The organism is Stenotrophomonas sp. PS02298 (genome assembly GCF_029959445.1).
Lineage (GTDB): Bacteria > Pseudomonadota > Gammaproteobacteria > Xanthomonadales > Xanthomonadaceae > Stenotrophomonas.
Genome location: NZ_JASCOR010000106.1, coordinates 1 through 15,884 on the forward strand (window position 1 = coordinate 1; position 15,884 = coordinate 15,884).

The window sequence follows — 15,884 nt, forward strand, 5'->3', positions numbered from 1 at the left end:
GGCGGGAATCGCTCTGGCTCTTGGCTCTTGGCTCTTGGCTCCTGGCTCTTGGCTCCTGGCTCTTGGCTCCTGGCTCCTGGCTCCTGGCTTCTGGCTTCTGGCTTCTGGCTTCTGGCTCTTGGCTTTTGGCTTTCCCTTCTCCCGCCTGCGGGGGAAGGTGCCCGTAGGGCGGATGGGGGGAGCTTTGGCTTTGGCTTTGGCTTTTGGCTTTGGCCTTCTTTTAGAAGCGCCCTCACCCCAACCCCTCTCCCGCAGGCGGGAGAGGGGCTTGAGCCAGAGCCAGAGCCAAGGCCAAAAGCAAAAGCAAAAGCAAAAGCCAAAAAAAAGGCGGAGATGCTATCTCCGCCCGCACAAAAGAGAGAGCAACAAAAACTCAGCTGCGACGCGCGCAGTACACCGCGTGCCCAGGCAATACCAGTTCGCCAGCCTCAACCGCACCCGCCACCGGGCCCGGCAGCGCCAAGGCCTGCCATTCACCGGCCGGCAACGGATGCCGCACCGCTTCGCCGGACAGATTGAACGCCAGCAACAGGGTCTCATCACCCGCCTGCCGCTCGAACAGCAACACCGGCTCAGCACTATCAAGGAAACGAATCGAACCCTCGACCAGGGCCGGATGCGCCTTGCGCCAGCTCAGGAAGCTGCGGAAAGCATGCAGTACCGAATCGCCATCCACTTCCTGCGCCTGCACCGACAAGGCCTGGTGCTCGGCAGGAATCGGCAACCACGGCTTGCCGCTGGTAAACCCGGCCAATGCCTCATCGGTCCACGGCATCGGCGTACGGCAACCGTCGCGGCCCTTGAAGTTCGGCCAGAAGGTAATCCCATACGGGTCCTGCAACGCCTCGAACGGCACATCCGCTTCACCAAGGCCCAACTCCTCGCCCTGGTAGATACAGACCGACCCACGCAGAGAGCAGACCAGGGCCGCCAGCATCTTCGCCAGCGACGGTTTGGCCGGATGCCCGCCCCAACGGGTCACCGCACGCTGCACGTCATGATTGGAAACCGCCCAGCACGGCCAGGACTCGCCCATCGCCGCTTCCAGCCGTTCGACGGTGCCGCGGATGTAGGCCGCGCTGTAATCGTCCACCAGCAGCTCGAAGCTGTAGCCCATGTGCAGGCGGCCCGGCGCGGTGTACTCGGCAGTCGTCGCCAGCGAATCCTCCGAAGAGATTTCGCCCAGGGTCACCGCCTGCGGGTACTCATCCAACAAGGCACGCAGGCGCTCGAGGAAACCAATGTTCTCCGGCCGGGTGTTGTTGTAGTAGTGGTACTGGAAGGCATACGGATTGTCCGGGCTGAAACCACGGCCAATACGCTCGCTTTCGGGTTTCGGCGGATTGTCGCGCAGCTGCGCGTCATGGAAGCAGAAGTTGATCGAATCCAGGCGGAAGCCATCCACGCCACGGTCCAGCCAGAACTTCACGTAATCCAGGGTTGCCTGCTGCACCGCCGGATTATGGAAATCCAGATCCGGCTGCGAGGCCAGGAAGTTGTGCAGGAAATACTGCCGACGCCGCGGCTCCCACTGCCAGGCCACGCCACCGAAGATGGACAGCCAGTTGTTCGGCGGGCTGCCGTCATCGCGCGCATCGGCCCACACATACCAATCGGCCTTGGGATTGTCGCGGCTCTCGCGGCTTTCCTTGAACCATGCATGGTCAATCGAGGTATGGCTGAACACCTGGTCGATCATCACCTTCAGGCCCAGCGCATGCGCCTTGGCCAGCAAGCGATCGAAATCAGCCAGGTTGCCGAACAGCGGGTCCACATCGCGGTAATCGGCGATGTCATAGCCGAAATCAGCCATCGGCGACTTGAAGAACGGCGACACCCAGATCGCATCCACGCCCAGCGAGGCCACGTACTCCAGGCGATCGATGATGCCCGGCAGGTCGCCGACGCCGTCGCCATTGGTGTCCAGGTAGCTGCGCGGGTAAATCTGGTAGATGACGGCACCGCGCCACCATGGAGTCTTGGACATCGAACGCCCCCCTACGGGCCTCAGAGCCCCTGTTTCAGGGCCGCGAAATGTATGCCGGCCAGCTTAGCGTCGGCGCTTTGCCGGCGGTGTTGCTTGCATACGTATTCACTGCGCAAAGGCCCGGTTCTGTTCGGTTTTCGGCGCCGACGGGCCGCCTGCGCCCACACCGCCTATAATCCCCGGGTACCCCCTGAAGTCTTCCTATGAGCATCGCCGAACATATCCGCCCCGCGCTGGGCCTGCCTGCCATCCAGACCCTTGCCGCAGCGGACATGGCTGCCGTCGATGCCCTGATCCGTCGCCGCCTGTCCTCGGACGTGGTGCTGATCAACCAGATCGCCGACCACATCGTCTCGGCCGGCGGCAAGCGCCTGCGGCCGATGCTGGTGATGCTGGCCGGCCATGCGGTCGGCGGCGCCGGCCCGGAGCACCACCAGCTGGCGGCGATCATCGAGTTCATCCACACCTCCACCCTGCTGCACGACGACGTGGTCGACGAATCCGACCTGCGCCGTGGCCGCAGCACCGCCAATGCCTTGTGGGGCAATGCCCCCAGCGTGCTGGTCGGTGACTTCCTGTACTCGCGCAGCTTCCAGCTGATGGTCGAGCTGGAGCGCATGGCGGTGATGCAGATCCTGGCCGACACCACCAACCGCATCGCCGAAGGCGAAGTGCTGCAGCTGCTGCACGTGCATAACCCCGACACCGACGAAGCCGCCTACCTGCGGGTGATCGAGCGCAAGACCGCGGTGCTGTTCGCCGCAGGCACCCGCCTGGGCGCGCTGGCCACCGGAGCCGACGAGGCCGTGCAGCAGAAACTCTACGACTACGGCATGCACCTGGGCTATGCCTTCCAGATCGCCGACGATGTGCTGGATTACTCCGCCAATGCCGACGAACTGGGCAAGAACCTGGGCGACGACCTGGCCGAGGGCAAGGCCACCTTGCCGCTGATCCACGCCATGGCGCACTCGGACGAAGTGGTCCGCAACCGCCTGCGCGAGATCGTGCAGGACGGCGATGCCAGTGCGATGCCGGAAGTGTTGGCAGCCATCCATGCCACCGGCGGCCTGGAATACAGCCGCAAGCGCGCCGTCGAATATGCCAATGCCGCCGAGCAGGCGCTGGACGGCCTGCCGGAAACCGACGCTGTTGCCGCCCTGCGCGGCCTGGCCCGTTACGCCATCGAACGCAGCCACTGATCGCGATGGCGGGCCTGCAGCAGTTCAACGAGGAAGAACGCGCCGTGCTGTTGGCGGTGAAAGGCGTGGGTGCCACCGTGGTTTCGCGCTTGGAGCAGTTGGGGTTTCATTCCCTGGCGCAGCTGGCCGAAGCCGAAACCGGCGACGTGGTGAGCCAGGCCTCTGACATGCTCGGCAGCAGCTGCTGGCGCAACAGCCCGCAGGCGCGGGCAGCGATCAGCGGAGCGATAGCGGCGGCGCAGAGCCGGGCGTCGTTGTAGGAGCGGCGTCAGCCGCGAAGCCACGCTTGTTCCCGGCGCTACCAAAGGCGAACCGCCAGCAGCGCATCCCGTGCGGACAGTATTTGCCGCGATCTGACAGGTAGTCAGCTTCGCGGCTTACGCCGCTCCTACAAACGTGCGGACCTGATGCGTTGCTGGGAACGCCCCTTGCCGAGCATGGCTCGGCACTACCGCTCCCTCCCTTTGCCGTAGGCAAGGGGAGGGTTGGGGAGGGGTAGCTTTACCGCTTCTGATCTTGCTCTGGCTTCGCGGCTTACGCCGCTCCTACAAAACATTGCTGGTGAAGCCTCTGCCGAGCATGGCTCGGCACTACAGGCCCCAGGGCATTGCTGGTATAGCCCCTACCAATTGTTAGTCGCCCAGGCGCTCTTCCAGGAAATTGTCCACCATCTTCCAGGCGCGCTTGGCGGCCCGTGGGTCGTACAGGCAGCCCGGCGGGCTGTTGGCGTCGGACTCGGCGAAGCAATGCACCGCGCCGCTGAAATTGACGAACTGCCAGTCGGCCTTGGCGGCATCCATTTCACTGCCGAAATTGGCGATGTCCTCGGCGGTGACGCCGCGATCAGCCGCGCCATTGAGTACCAGGATCGGTACCTTGCCGCTGCCGGCTGCTGCCGGAGCTGGGGTCGACAAGCCACCGTGCAAGCTGACAACGCCCGCCAAGGGCAGCCCGGCGCGGGCCATCTCCAGCACCGTGGTACCGCCGAAGCAGAACCCTACGGCAGCGATATGCGCGACATCCAGCGGCACCTTTCCAGCCTGTGCCTTCAAGGCATCCAGCGCCGCAGCTGCACGGGCGCGCAGCAGCTCCCTGTCCTCACGCAACGGCTTGGAAGCCGCAGCCGCCGCATCGTTGTCCGTGGGGCGCACGTTCTTGCCGTAAACATCGGCAACCAGCACCACATAGTCATCGCCGGCAATCTGCTCGGCCTTGGCGATCGCCGAGGCGTTGACGCCTCGCCAGTTCGGCACCATCACCACGCCGGGGCGGCGCGCATCGCCGTCATCGTCGTAGACCAGCACGCCACTGAAGGTGGTGCCGTCGTGCTGCCACTCCAGCGGCTGCGACTTCATCGCGGCCCATGCCGGCGTTGCCGCCAGTCCCAGCATTGTCATTGCAGCCCATCGCCACTTGTTCATGCCTGCGCTCCTGAGAAGGGGACGGAGGCATCCTGTCGATATCGCCTCCCGTGGCGCATTGTGCATTGGCGGCGTTACGCAGGTGTGCTTGGATATGCATCCCCCACGCAGCCACTGCCACATGAGCCTTGTAGATACCTTCCTTTCCGGCCTTGTGCCGCGCCTGCCAGCAGATGACGCCCCGATGTGGCGCTGGGTGGAAGGCGCAAGCCAGTCCGACCTGCAGCGCCTGCAGCAGCAGTGGCCACAGGTACCGGCCAGCCTGCTGGAACTGCTGGCACAGGTGGATGGCAGCCACTACCGGGACTACCCGCTAGGTGAGGTCAACGTGCTGATGCTTGGCTCGGACGTCGGCGACGGCAGCTATCCCTACTACCTGCGCTCGGTACAGCAGATCTTCGAGGACAGCGCGCAATGGGACGACAGCATCCGTTCCATCTACGAAGAATGGCTGGACGATGAGCCGGAGATTCTCGGTGCAGGCATCGATGCCGACGTGCCGATGGGCAGGCGTCTGTGCTTCTCGCACTGCATGAACAACGGCGGTACCTCGATGCTGTACCTGGATTTCGATCCTGCCGACGGCGGCATCAGTGGCCAGGTCGTGCGCTATCTGCACGACCCGGACAGCTACGCGGTGATCGCACCCAGCTTCGATGCCTATCTGCAGCAGCTGATCGACGGCGGTTACGCTTTCACCGACGAAGAAGAGTGATCTGCAGGTAGTGGCTGGCGCCGACTGACAGTCAGCGCCACGTCGGTCCCGGCCAAGGCCTTACAGGATGCCGATACCCGGAATCGCACTGATGCTGTCCGGATCAAATCCGGCCAGCTCGGCGAAGTGCCGTCCGCGCGCCACATAGTCCTTGTAGGCACCAAAGCTCGGCGCGCCAGGTGACAACAGCACTACCCCACCCTGCCCGCCCAGCGCGGCACGCGCCAGCTCCACCGCATGCGGCAGATCGGTCGCGGCGTGCAGGCCAAAACCGCCCGCCTCGGCCAATGGCGCGAGCAGCGAATTGATGCGTGGACCGTTGTTGCCCATGGTCACGATCTCGACCGGCGCGTTGTCGCGCATGTGCTCAGCGAAGTCCTGCCAATCCACACCGCGATCATGTCCACCGACCAGCAAGGCAATGCGCTGCCCGGCGAAACAATCCAAGGCGGCCAGCGATGCATGCGGCGTGGTGCTGATCGAATCATTCACCCAACGCAGGCCATCGCGCTCGCCCAGCAGCTGCAGGCGATTCGGCAAGGGCCGGAAACTCTGCACCGCAGGCGCCAAGGCAACCGCATCCAGACCAAGGGCTTCCAGCGCGGCCAACACCGCGCACAGGTTGCCGCGGTTGTGGCGGCCGGGCAGCGGCGTGTTCGAGGTGTCGAACACCGCTTGATTACCGCGATGCACGACTTCGCCGACCATATGCCAGCCTTCGGGCTGGTTGAACCAGACGATCTGGCTGTGCGGCAGCTGCAGCGCGCGCAGGTGTTCGTCAGCGGCGTTGAGCACGGCGACGCGCGGATGACCGCCGGTTACCAACGACAGTTTGTCGTCGATGTAGCGCTGCTCGCTGCCGTGCCAGTCCAGATGCTCCGGAAAGATGTTCAGTACGATGGCGACGTCCGGCCGCGTGCCGCTGCGGGCGACTTCGCCGGTCTGGTAACTGGACAGTTCCACTGCCCAGTATTCCGGCGCTGGTTGCGGATCCAATGCCTCCAGCAACGGCAGACCGATATTGCCGATCAGGCCGGTGCGATGCCCGGCCGCACGCAGCAGATGCGCCAGCAGCGAGGTGGTCGTGCTCTTGCCCTTGGTGCCGGTCACGCAGGCCGTATTGGGCAGCGCGCCATTGGCATCGGCGTGCTCGCTGAACCACAGCGAGGTGCCACCGATGAACTGCGTGCCCTGCGCCAATGCATGCTGCGCCTCGGGCTTGTACGGACTGATGCCCGGCGACTTGATAACCACGTCGAACGAAGCCAGCAGCTCGCCACTGAGCTCGGTTTCAACGCGCAGACGCGAATCACTCAGCGCCAGAATTTCCTCTGCTTCGGAAGCGGAACAAAGCACGGTCAGACGCGCAGGAAACAGCTCCTGCGAATCACCACTGACGATTCCCCATTCCCTATCACGCAGCGCGTGATAGGCCGCGCGGCCCTCACGCCCCCAACCCCACAGCGCGACCCGCTTGCCTTCAAGCTGCGAAATTCGCACGCAGACGCTCCCACAGTACTGCCGGGATGCGGTGCTCGCCGTCAAACACCAGCAGCGGTTCAATCTGCAGCTCGTCCGCCGACAAGGTCGGCTGGATCAGGTTGGCGAAGCGCTTGACCAGCACGTCTTCCTTCCAGTCCGGGCGCGTTGCCAAGGTCGCCATTGCCGCGCGTGATTCCTTGCCCTCGCCCACGCATTCGAACGGCTTGTGATCCTGGAACTCCAGCAGCGCATCGTAGCCGCCAGCCTGTTCCATGTCGTCCAGCAGGTTGCGACCGAAGATGCGCACCAGGCGGATTTTCGGCATGAACGGGGCCAGCGCCAGGAACACGAAGTGGCACTTCGGGCAGACGCCGCACCAGCGGTTCACCGGGCGCTCGCCGAGAATGTGGAAGTTGCGATTGCAGCTGGAGAAATGCGCGTCGTAGAAATCGGTCTTGGCGAATTGGCGGGCGACTGCCAGCTCCGACAGCGGACGCAGCAGCGAGTAGTAGTTCAGGTCGGCGGCAATGTGCTGCTGCACGTATTCGCCGAACGCCTTCTCGAACGCCCAGCCCTTGGACCACTGGTGGTTCACTTCACCGGTACCGGCAATCTGGCTGCCGTAGCTGGCCGAGCGCTCGTTGGAGAACACCACTTGATCCACGCCCTGCACCACGGCGGCCAGCACCATGATCGCCGAGTTCACCGCAGTGACCGGGATATGGCCATTCCATGCGCCCTGGCGATTGAGCTCGAACAGCTCCGGCGCCAGCGTGCGAACGATGTTGAGGGTCGGCAGGCCGGTGCGCTCGGCGCAGGCACGGATCAGCTGCGAGCCACCGATCCAGGTGACGGTTTCGGCCACTCCGGCATTGCGCAGGGCTTCGATGCTGACCAGCGAGTCCTTGCCGCCGCCGATGGCTACGAGGGCGTGGTGGGCAAGATTAAGATTTGGAGCGAAGCTGCCCTCACCCCCAGCCCCTCTCCCGCTTGCGGGAGAGGGGAGCAAAGCAGGGAGCTTGAAGCGGTCGCGCAGGTTCAGGCCGTTGCGGTAGGCGAATTCGCCCAGGCCGTTGAAGTACACCGTTTCCACCAACGCGGCGGTGGCCGCGTCGATGGCGTAGCTGTCGATGCTTACCTGCGCCGGCACCGCTGCCTTGTAGTAGCTGACACCTGCAATCAGGTGCAGCAGCTGCAGGGCGCGCTGCACCGCTGCCGCGCGTTCGTCGTCCAACTGGAACGGCGCGCCCGGCACGGTGACGGTCTCGGTCAACTCCGAACCGTCGTCGAAGGCGTATACCAGCCGCGCCACACCGGTGTCCGCGGCGAAATCGCAGCGGACGAAGCGGAAACGGGAAACCTGGTCTTTATCAAAAGCTGTCATGGCGTATCCGGAAATCAAACTGGCCGTTGCGCGTCAGCGCGCAACGGACGACAAAGGTTTTCGCAGCAAACAGACGTCATTGCACTTCATCAATGACGTCCTCGCGCGGCAAGGCGCGTTGGTTATAGGTACTGGCCATGCTGAAACCATAGGCGCCAGCATCGGCGATGACCATCACATCGCCCGGTGCAGTCGCCGCCGGCAGCTTCACCCGCTCGGCAAACACATCGCTGGATTCGCAGATCGGACCGACCACGCTGAAATCAACATCGCGCTCGGCATCCAGGCGCGACAGGTTGGCGATATCGTGCCAGGCGTCATACAGCGCCGGGCGCAGCAGCGCGTTCATGCCTGCATCCAGGCCAACGCGACGCACGCCGTCCTTCTCCACCACCTGCGAGGCATGGGTCAGCAGCACGCCGGACTCGGCCACCATGAAGCGGCCGGGCTCGATCGCCAGCTGGAAGGCCGGGTGCACCGCCTTGATGTCGGCCAGGCCAGCGGCCCAGGCTTCCAGATCGAAGGGTTCGTCATCATCGCTGTACGGCACCGGCAGACCGCCGCCGATATCGAGGATTTCAACGCTGCCGATACGACGTGCGAAGCCGGCCATTTCATCGACCATCTGCTTCCAGTGGCCGCTGTTCTCGATGCCGCTGCCCAGGTGCGCATGCACACCGGTGATGCGGATATCCAGCGCGCGGGCGGCGGCGATGAACTCATCGACGCGCTGCGCGGACAAGCCGAACTTGGAATCCTTGCCGCCGGTGTTCACCTTCTTGTGATGGCCATCGCCGTGGCCCAGGTCGATACGCAGCCACAGCGAGCGACCACGGAAAATTTCCGGCCAATGCTTCAGCAATTCGACGTTGTCGACGGTGACGTTGACGCCACGCGCCAGCACGGCCTGGTATTCGGTGATCGGTGCGAAGCTCGGGGTGAACAGCACGCGCTCCGGGGTGATATCCGGCACCGCGGCGAACACCAGCTCAACCTCGCCCTGCGACACGCATTCCAGGCCGAAACCTTCAGCCGCGAGGGTGCGCAGGATCTCAGGATGCGAGTTGGCCTTGATCGCGTAGAAACGGCGGTCGATCGCCGGGATCGCCTTCAACTGGCGGGCGCGCTCGCGCACCTTGTCCAGGTCATAGATATAGGCCGGCGTGCCCTGTGCGGCCAATTCCAGCAGCTTCTTCTGCTTGGCCGGTGCCTGCCACCAAGGCGTCTGCCGCGGACGGATGCTGCCGATGATTTCACGCCAGCGCGGGCCGAATACCTGCTCTTCGTAGACCGGCATCGCACCGCTGTCGATCAGCTCGGCGTGCAGGATCGGCAACAAGCCATCCGCATCGGCCTCGTCGATCACGAAGGTCAGGTTCAAGTCGTTGGAGGACTGCGAAATCATGTGCACGCGCTCCTTGCCGAACGTGGCCCACACGTCGGAGAGCTTGTACAGCAGCGAGCGCATGCCACGACCGACCAGGGTGATGGCCGCGCACGGCACGATCACCTTGACCTTGCAGATCTGCGAGAGATCAGCCGACAACGCCGCCAGCACATCGGTGTTGACCAGGTTTTCGGACGGGTCCAGCGACACGGTGACGTTGGTCTCGGCCGAACCGATCAGGTCCACCGACAGGCCGTGCTTCTTGAACAGGTTGAACACGTCGGCCAGGAAGCCGACCTGCTGCCACATGCCGATGCCTTCCATCGAGATCAGCACGATGCCGTTGCGGCGGCTGATCGCCTTCACGCCCGGCACCGGCTCGGCAGCACCGTCGATGCTGGTGCCCGGCATATGCGGGCGCTCGGTATCGAGGATGGCCATCGGCACGCCGGCATCACGGCAGGGCTTGATCGAGCGCGGGTGCAGCACCTTGGCACCGGTGGTGGCGATTTCCTGCGCCTCGTAATAGTCCAGGCGGGTCAGCAGGCGCGCATCCGGCACGTCCTTCGGATTGGCGCTGAACATGCCCGGCACGTCGGTCCAGATTTCAACACGGCTGGCACCGAGCAGCGCGCCGAAATAGGCGGCCGAGGTGTCCGAGCCGCCGCGGCCGAGGATGGCGGTGCCACCGTCGCCGTGGCGGGCGATGAAGCCCTGGCTGATCAGCATGCGGGTCGGCTGCGCCGAGAAGCGCTGCTTGAAGTCGCCGCCGCCCTGCCACTGGCAGTTCACCGACAGACGCTGCGACCACTCGGTCTGGTTGGGTGCGGGCGGCAGTGCGTCCAGCCATTCGCGCGCGTCCATCCAGCCGAAGTCCAGGCCGTTGCTGCGCAGGTAGGCGGCGCCGATGCTGGAGGACAGCAGTTCGCCCTGGCCCAGCACTTCGGCCTGCCAGTCCAACGGACGGCTGGCCGCGCGCGGGTCGTCGAGCAGCGCCTGCAGCGCGGCCAGGCGTTCAGCCAGCACTTCGCTGCCCAGCTCCAGCTCGGCGAGGAATTCATTGTGGCGGGTGACCAGCGCGGCCACGCGCTCGCGGCTGTCGGCGGCGCCGTCGGCAATCGCGGTCAACTCGTTGGTGACGCCCGACAAGGCAGACACCACCACCAGTACCCTGCCACCGGTCTCGTCCGCACGTTTTTTCGCCAACTGACCGATCGTGTTCCAGCGATGACGACGCGACACCGAGGTGCCACCGAACTTGAGGACGATCCAGCGATCAGCGATTGGGGAAGCAGACATTGGCTTTGTGGATTCACTAGTGGGAGAAAGACCCGGCAATGCGGGCGGAACTACCGATTCTATGCCAAGGCCGCTGTGCCGGGACGGCTGAGTTTCCGGCGATACCATCGCCACCCGGCCTCCCTTCCCGGGGCGGAGAAAGTAGCATTTGCAACGATTCGGGTCATCTTTGTGTGAATGGAGGGAGCGAACCGGGGATTGGCAATGACGACATTCCGCTCGCTCATGCCTAAGCTGGGCTGCCCTGCTCCACCCGCAAACCATGCGCCAACGCCGTTACCTGCAACTGGACGTCTTCGCCGCCCGCCCCGGCAGCGGCAACCCGCTGGGTGTCATCCTCGACAGCGATGGCCTGGATACCGCCGCCATGCAGGCCCTCGCCGCCTGGCTGAACCTCTCCGAGACGGTCTTCTTCCTGCCGCCGGACGAGGGCGCCAGCTACCGTATCCGCATCTTCACCCCCAGCAGCGAACTGCCCTTTGCCGGCCATCCCAGCGTCGGCGCGGCCTGGACGGCGGTCAGCTTGGGCCTGGCGACGCCGCGTGACGGCCAGCTGCTGCAGCAGTGCGCTGCCGGCCTGCTACCCGTGCAGGCAAGCGGCCCGCAGGACGCCCCGACCATCCTGTTGGCCAGCCCACCTGCCCGGCAGCGGCAGACCGCGCCGGGTGTCGTGCCGGAACAGCTACAGGCCTTGCTCGCGCCGGGATATGCCCCCGAACTCTGGGACAACGGCCCAGGCTGGTGGCTGCTGCCGGCGCGTGACGCCACCAGCATCCGCGCATTCGTTCCGGACATGCCTGCAATCGCCGACTGGAGCAATGCCACCGGCGCGACCGGCGTTGCGGTGTTCGCTGCCGAACCCGGTGCGGACCACGCTCTGGTGACCCGGGCGTTCTGCCCGGCCGATGCCGCCGACGTACCCGAGGACCCTGTCACCGGCAGTGCCAACGCCTTGATCGCCGCATGGCTGCAGCAACGCGGGCAACTACCCAACGCTGATGGCAGCTACGTAGTCAGTCAGGGCCGCGAAGTTGGTCGCGACGGCCGGGTCCAGATATCGATCGACGCGCAAGGCAGCGTCTGGATAGGCGGACAGGTGCAAGCGGTTATCGACGGACAGGTGCACTGGTAAGCTGCCCAGCCGTCGTCTGGAACCGATTCGCAATGTCTGTTCGTCGTTATCTGCAGTTGGACGTGTTCGCCGCCCGCCCGGGCACCGGCAACCCGCTGGGCGTCATCGTCGACAGCGAAGGCCTGGATGATGCCGCCCTGCAGGCCATCGCCGCCTGGCTGAACCTGTCCGAGACCATTTTCTTCCTGCCGCCGGACGAAGGCGCCAGCTACCACATCCGCATCTTCACCCCGAAGGGCGAACTGCCCTTCGCCGGCCATCCCAGCGTCGGTGCCGCCTGGGCCGCGGTGGAACTGGGTCTGGCCACGCCCGATGACAACGGCCAGCTGATCCAGCAATGCAAAGCTGGTCTGCTGCCGGTGCGGGTACAGGGCGGCCGCTGGTTCCGCCAGATCCATGTGCGCAGCCCACTGGCGGAGCGCCGCGATACCACCCTCGACGCCCTGCCTGAAGGTCTGGCAGCACTGGCCAAGCCCGGCCACAGCCCGGAACTCTGGAACAACGGCCCGGACTGGTGGCTGCTGGAGGCCGGCAGCGAGGCCGCCCTGCGCCACTACAAGCCGGAGCTGGCGGCCATCGGCGCCATGCCAGGCCGCGGCAAGCTGGCGGTGTATGCGCCGGCTGACCGACCGGATGTGGGCTACCAGTACGTGGTGCGCGCCTTTGCGCCCGGTGTCGGTGTCAACGAAGACCCGGTAACCGGCAGTGCCAACGCACTGGTAGCCGCCCAGTTGTTGGCGCAGGGCCGGATCAAACCCTTCCAGCAGTACCTGGCCAGCCAGGGCCGCGAGCTCGGCCGCAATGGTGAGGTACGGGTGGAAGTGGATGCGGACTCCAACATCTGGATTGGGGGTGAAGTGCAGCAGGTTATTGCTGGGCAGATTGAGTGGTGAGGGCGCACGCGGTGCCCGCTTTTCCCTTCTCCCGTTAACGGGAGAAGGTGCCCGAAGGGCGGATGAGGGGAAGCGTGCGAAGCACGCATGCCTTTGATTTTTCCTTTGCAGACAGCAACAACCCAAAAGCACCAAGCAAGCGGACTTCGTCCGTCTCCCCTCACCCCAACCCCTCTCCCGCAAGCGGGAGAGGGGCTAAGGCAAAAGCCAACTGCAACTGCCAAAGCAACAGCCATAGCCACGGCCAAAGCAACCGCAACCGCAACCGCAACCGCCTCACAGCATCCGGACATCCCATGACCACCCGCCGCTTCCTGCAACTCGACGTCTTCGCCCCCCGCCCCGGCACCGGCAATCCACTGGCCGTGGTACTCGATGCCGATGGCCTGGACGATGCTGCCATGCAGGCCATCGCCCGCTGGACCCGCCTGCCTGAAACCACCTTCATCTTCGCCCCGACCAAACCCGGCACCAGCTACGGCATCCGCATGTTCGCCCCGCAGAAGGAGGTGCCGTTCGCCGGCCATCCCAGCGTCGGCAGCGCGCATGCCGTGCTTGAAAGCTGCGTAACAACAGCCATCGACGGACAACTGGTACAGGACGGCATTGCTGGCCAGTTGCCTTTGCAGATCAGCGAGCACGACGGCATCCGCACCATCGCCATTCGCACCCCACGCGCCTCGGTGGCCGAGATCGTCACTGCTGACAATCCACGTCTGCAGCCTGCCATCACCGGCTGGTCGCTGGGCACACTGCCACCGGCCTTGATGGATGGTGGCCGTCGTTGGTGGGTTGTTGAAGTCACTGATGAGCCCGCACTTCGCGCACTCAAACCGGATTGGGACGCGATCGCCACGCTCGCTGAATCCACCGGCGCGATGGGTGTTTTCGCCTATGCACGCGCTGCTGGCGACAACTACCAACTGGTGGTCCGCGCCTTCGTAGGCAACGGTCGTCGTTTTGAAGACGCCGCCTCCGGCGCCGCCAATGCAGTGCTGGCAGCATGGCTAGACGAGCGCCATGCCCTGCCCGGCATGGACAAACGCTACACCGCCAGCCAAGGGCGCGAAGTCGGTCACGATGCCTTGCTGGAACTGCACATCGACGAGCACGGCGACGTCTGGTCCGGTGGGCAGGTGCAGACGGTGATCCGCGGAACCATTGATTGGTGATGCGGTCAGAGACTCGCCAATAGCGCGCTACCCAAAGGAGCTCGGAATGCACAGATGGATCCTGCTGCTGATGCTGTTGTTCGCCTTCGCTGGCTGCGCTGCCGAACCGCAGCCGGGCAAGGCACTGTTCGTCGGCAACAGCCTGATCTACGTAGGCAACCTGCCGGCAACCTACGCCGCACTCAGCTCGGCCAATGGTCATCCATTGCAGAGCCAGATGATTGTCAACGGTGGCGCATTCCTCGACGAACGGCATGTCGATGGTTCGGTGCAACGTGCCCTGGCCGAGCATCCGCCACAGCTCCTCGTCCTGCAGGAACAAGGCGGAGCCCTGCTCTGCATGCCCGACGAGTCAACCTGCACGAAGTCGCAGGCCGCCATCAAAGCATTGGCAAAGGCCGGTAACGAGGCCGGTGCAAGCGTGCTGCTGTTGGGCAGTTACCAGCCACACCCGGCAGCATCTGTTCGCCTGATCACCAAGGAGGGTGAAGCAGCCGAACAGGCTGGCGTTCCCTATGTAGCGATCTCCGAAGCCCTGCGCAGCGCCACTGCCGCGGCACCCGACCTGCAGTGGTACGCCGCAGACGGAATGCATCCCGGCCCGGCGCTCACGCTGCTTGATGCCATCCAGCTCTATCGCACCGTCCACGGCCGACTGCCGGAGCGCGGCTTCTCGGTGGAAGCCCCGATCTACCTGCCAAAAAGTGGGCTTGACGCCAACCTGCGCAATGCCGACGAGCGCGCGCCGCTTGCCGACACACCCACCCACATCGACTACCCCGACGCGATGATCCAGCGCATCAACGCGCTGCTGCCACCCGCGCAGCCCTGACAACGAACTCGCCATGCCCCATCTGACCATCGAATACAGCAGCAATCTCGCCACCGCCATTACCCCGGCGGTGCTACGCACCCTCAACCATGCGCTGCTCGGCACCGGCCAGTTCGAGGAAGCCGACATCAAATCGCGCGCGCTGGCGTTTGATTGCGTCGCGATCGGCACCACTGACAGCCCGCGTGGCTTTTTGGCCGCGCGCCTGGCGATACTCAGTGGTCGCAGCAGCGAGATCAAACGCGATGTTGCCAACGTACTGCTGGAAGCACTTGGATCACTCATTACCGCCAGTGGGCTGGAGCTGCAGATCAGTGTCGAGATCGTGGATATCGATCGCGACAGCTACGCGAAAACGTTCACTGTCTGATCCTGCGGTCACCGCAGCGTCAACACATCATCGGCGATGCAACAACAAACCGTAAGCAATGCCAAACACGGTGCGAATGCCGGACTGATTCCGCCAGGCTCCTGAACCCAAGCCCCAAACGGACACTTGCCATGACAACCACACACTTCCATTCGGTGTCGCCATTTCTTGGTGTCGAAGACCTGTCCGCAGCCCTGGCGTTCTATCGCGACAAGCTTGGCTTCTCGCTGGCATGGGAATGGGGTGAACCCGCTGAAATGGCCTCTGTCTGCCGCGACGAGGTGGAGCTGACCCTGGTCACCCGTAGCGATGCCAAACCCGGTGGAATCAGCAGGTTGTACCTGCACATCGACGGCATAGACGACTATCACGCGCAGCTTCTGGCTGCCGGCGTCGCCATCACCGTTGCCATTGCCGACCGGCCATATGGCATGCGCGATTTCAGCGTCGCCGATCCGGCAGGCAATGTGCTGTGTTTCGGGCAGGCGTTGCCTGGGGGCGTTGTAGGAGCGGCGTAAGCCGCGAAGCTCGTACCGGAACCGACAGGCCAACACCTGCAATTGCAACTGAAGCTTTGCGTTTGGATCATCAGCTTCGCGGCTTACGCC

The 15,884-nt window shown here is 64.4% G+C and carries 14 protein-coding genes; 9 read left to right on the top strand and 5 right to left on the bottom strand.

The features are described 5' to 3' along the window. Positions 1-373 precede the first annotated feature (373 nt). Positions 374-1,987 carry an alpha-glucosidase family protein gene (locus QMX78_RS14740; protein ID WP_282270847.1) on the bottom strand — a complete coding sequence of 538 codons (1,614 nt, stop codon included), beginning with the start codon at positions 1,985-1,987 and terminating at the stop codon, positions 374-376. Positions 1,988-2,190: 203 nt separating this feature from the next. Here QMX78_RS14740 and QMX78_RS14745 point away from each other — a divergent pair, with 203 nt between their 5' ends. Beyond that, positions 2,191-3,189 (top strand): polyprenyl synthetase family protein, encoded by a 999-nt coding sequence (locus tag QMX78_RS14745; protein WP_282270849.1) that lies wholly within the window; start codon positions 2,191-2,193, stop codon positions 3,187-3,189. A gap of 5 nt (positions 3,190-3,194) precedes the next feature. Continuing rightward, on the top strand, positions 3,195-3,449 hold the full coding sequence (locus tag QMX78_RS14750; RefSeq protein ID WP_282270851.1) for a helix-hairpin-helix domain-containing protein: 255 nt from the start codon (positions 3,195-3,197) through the stop codon (positions 3,447-3,449). Positions 3,450-3,821: 372 nt separating this feature from the next. Here the strand turns inward: QMX78_RS14750 and QMX78_RS14755 are convergent, their stop codons facing one another. Further along, positions 3,822-4,610 carry a dienelactone hydrolase family protein gene (locus QMX78_RS14755; protein ID WP_282270853.1) on the bottom strand — a complete coding sequence of 263 codons (789 nt, stop codon included), beginning with the start codon at positions 4,608-4,610 and terminating at the stop codon, positions 3,822-3,824. A gap of 121 nt (positions 4,611-4,731) precedes the next feature. Here QMX78_RS14755 and QMX78_RS14760 point away from each other — a divergent pair, with 121 nt between their 5' ends. Further along, positions 4,732-5,325 carry an SMI1/KNR4 family protein gene (locus QMX78_RS14760; protein WP_282270855.1) on the top strand — a complete coding sequence of 198 codons (594 nt, stop codon included), beginning with the start codon at positions 4,732-4,734 and terminating at the stop codon, positions 5,323-5,325. A 60-nt stretch (positions 5,326-5,385) separates the two neighbouring features. Here QMX78_RS14760 and murD read toward each other — a convergent pair whose 3' ends face one another. The 3 genes from murD to QMX78_RS14775 form a co-directional block, all read right to left on the bottom strand. Then, entirely contained in the window at positions 5,386-6,825 is a 1,440-nt protein-coding gene (murD, locus tag QMX78_RS14765) for a UDP-N-acetylmuramoyl-L-alanine--D-glutamate ligase (RefSeq protein ID WP_282270857.1), read from the bottom strand. Then, positions 6,806-8,191: a UDP-N-acetyl-alpha-D-muramoyl-L-alanyl-L-glutamate epimerase gene (gene murL, locus QMX78_RS14770; RefSeq protein WP_282270859.1), complete on the bottom strand. Its 1,386-nt coding sequence runs from the start codon at positions 8,189-8,191 to the stop codon at positions 6,806-6,808. Before murL ends, murD begins: the two co-directional genes overlap by 20 nt. Positions 8,192-8,267: 76 nt before the next feature. Next, positions 8,268-10,877 (bottom strand): bifunctional aspartate kinase/diaminopimelate decarboxylase, encoded by a 2,610-nt coding sequence (locus tag QMX78_RS14775; protein WP_282270862.1) that lies wholly within the window; start codon positions 10,875-10,877, stop codon positions 8,268-8,270. Between the two features lie 262 nt (positions 10,878-11,139). On the opposite strand from QMX78_RS14775, the gene QMX78_RS14780 reads away from it, so the two are divergent. The 6 genes from QMX78_RS14780 (at position 11,140) to QMX78_RS14805 (ending at position 15,794) form a co-directional block, all read left to right on the top strand. Continuing rightward, positions 11,140-12,009 (top strand): PhzF family phenazine biosynthesis protein, encoded by an 870-nt coding sequence (locus tag QMX78_RS14780; protein WP_282270865.1) that lies wholly within the window; start codon positions 11,140-11,142, stop codon positions 12,007-12,009. A gap of 32 nt (positions 12,010-12,041) precedes the next feature. Then, on the top strand, positions 12,042-12,902 hold the full coding sequence (locus QMX78_RS14785; RefSeq protein WP_282270867.1) for a PhzF family phenazine biosynthesis protein: 861 nt from the start codon (positions 12,042-12,044) through the stop codon (positions 12,900-12,902). 296 nt (positions 12,903-13,198) lie between these two features. Further along, on the top strand, positions 13,199-14,074 hold the full coding sequence (locus QMX78_RS14790; protein WP_282270868.1) for a PhzF family phenazine biosynthesis protein: 876 nt from the start codon (positions 13,199-13,201) through the stop codon (positions 14,072-14,074). Between the two features lie 46 nt (positions 14,075-14,120). Beyond that, on the top strand, positions 14,121-14,906 hold the full coding sequence (locus QMX78_RS14795; RefSeq protein ID WP_282270870.1) for a hypothetical protein: 786 nt from the start codon (positions 14,121-14,123) through the stop codon (positions 14,904-14,906). A 13-nt stretch (positions 14,907-14,919) separates the two neighbouring features. Beyond that, positions 14,920-15,276 (top strand): 5-carboxymethyl-2-hydroxymuconate Delta-isomerase, encoded by a 357-nt coding sequence (locus tag QMX78_RS14800; RefSeq protein ID WP_282270871.1) that lies wholly within the window; start codon positions 14,920-14,922, stop codon positions 15,274-15,276. Between the two features lie 131 nt (positions 15,277-15,407). Next, positions 15,408-15,794: a VOC family protein gene (locus tag QMX78_RS14805; RefSeq protein WP_282270873.1), complete on the top strand. Its 387-nt coding sequence runs from the start codon at positions 15,408-15,410 to the stop codon at positions 15,792-15,794. Positions 15,795-15,884: the final 90 nt, after the last annotated feature.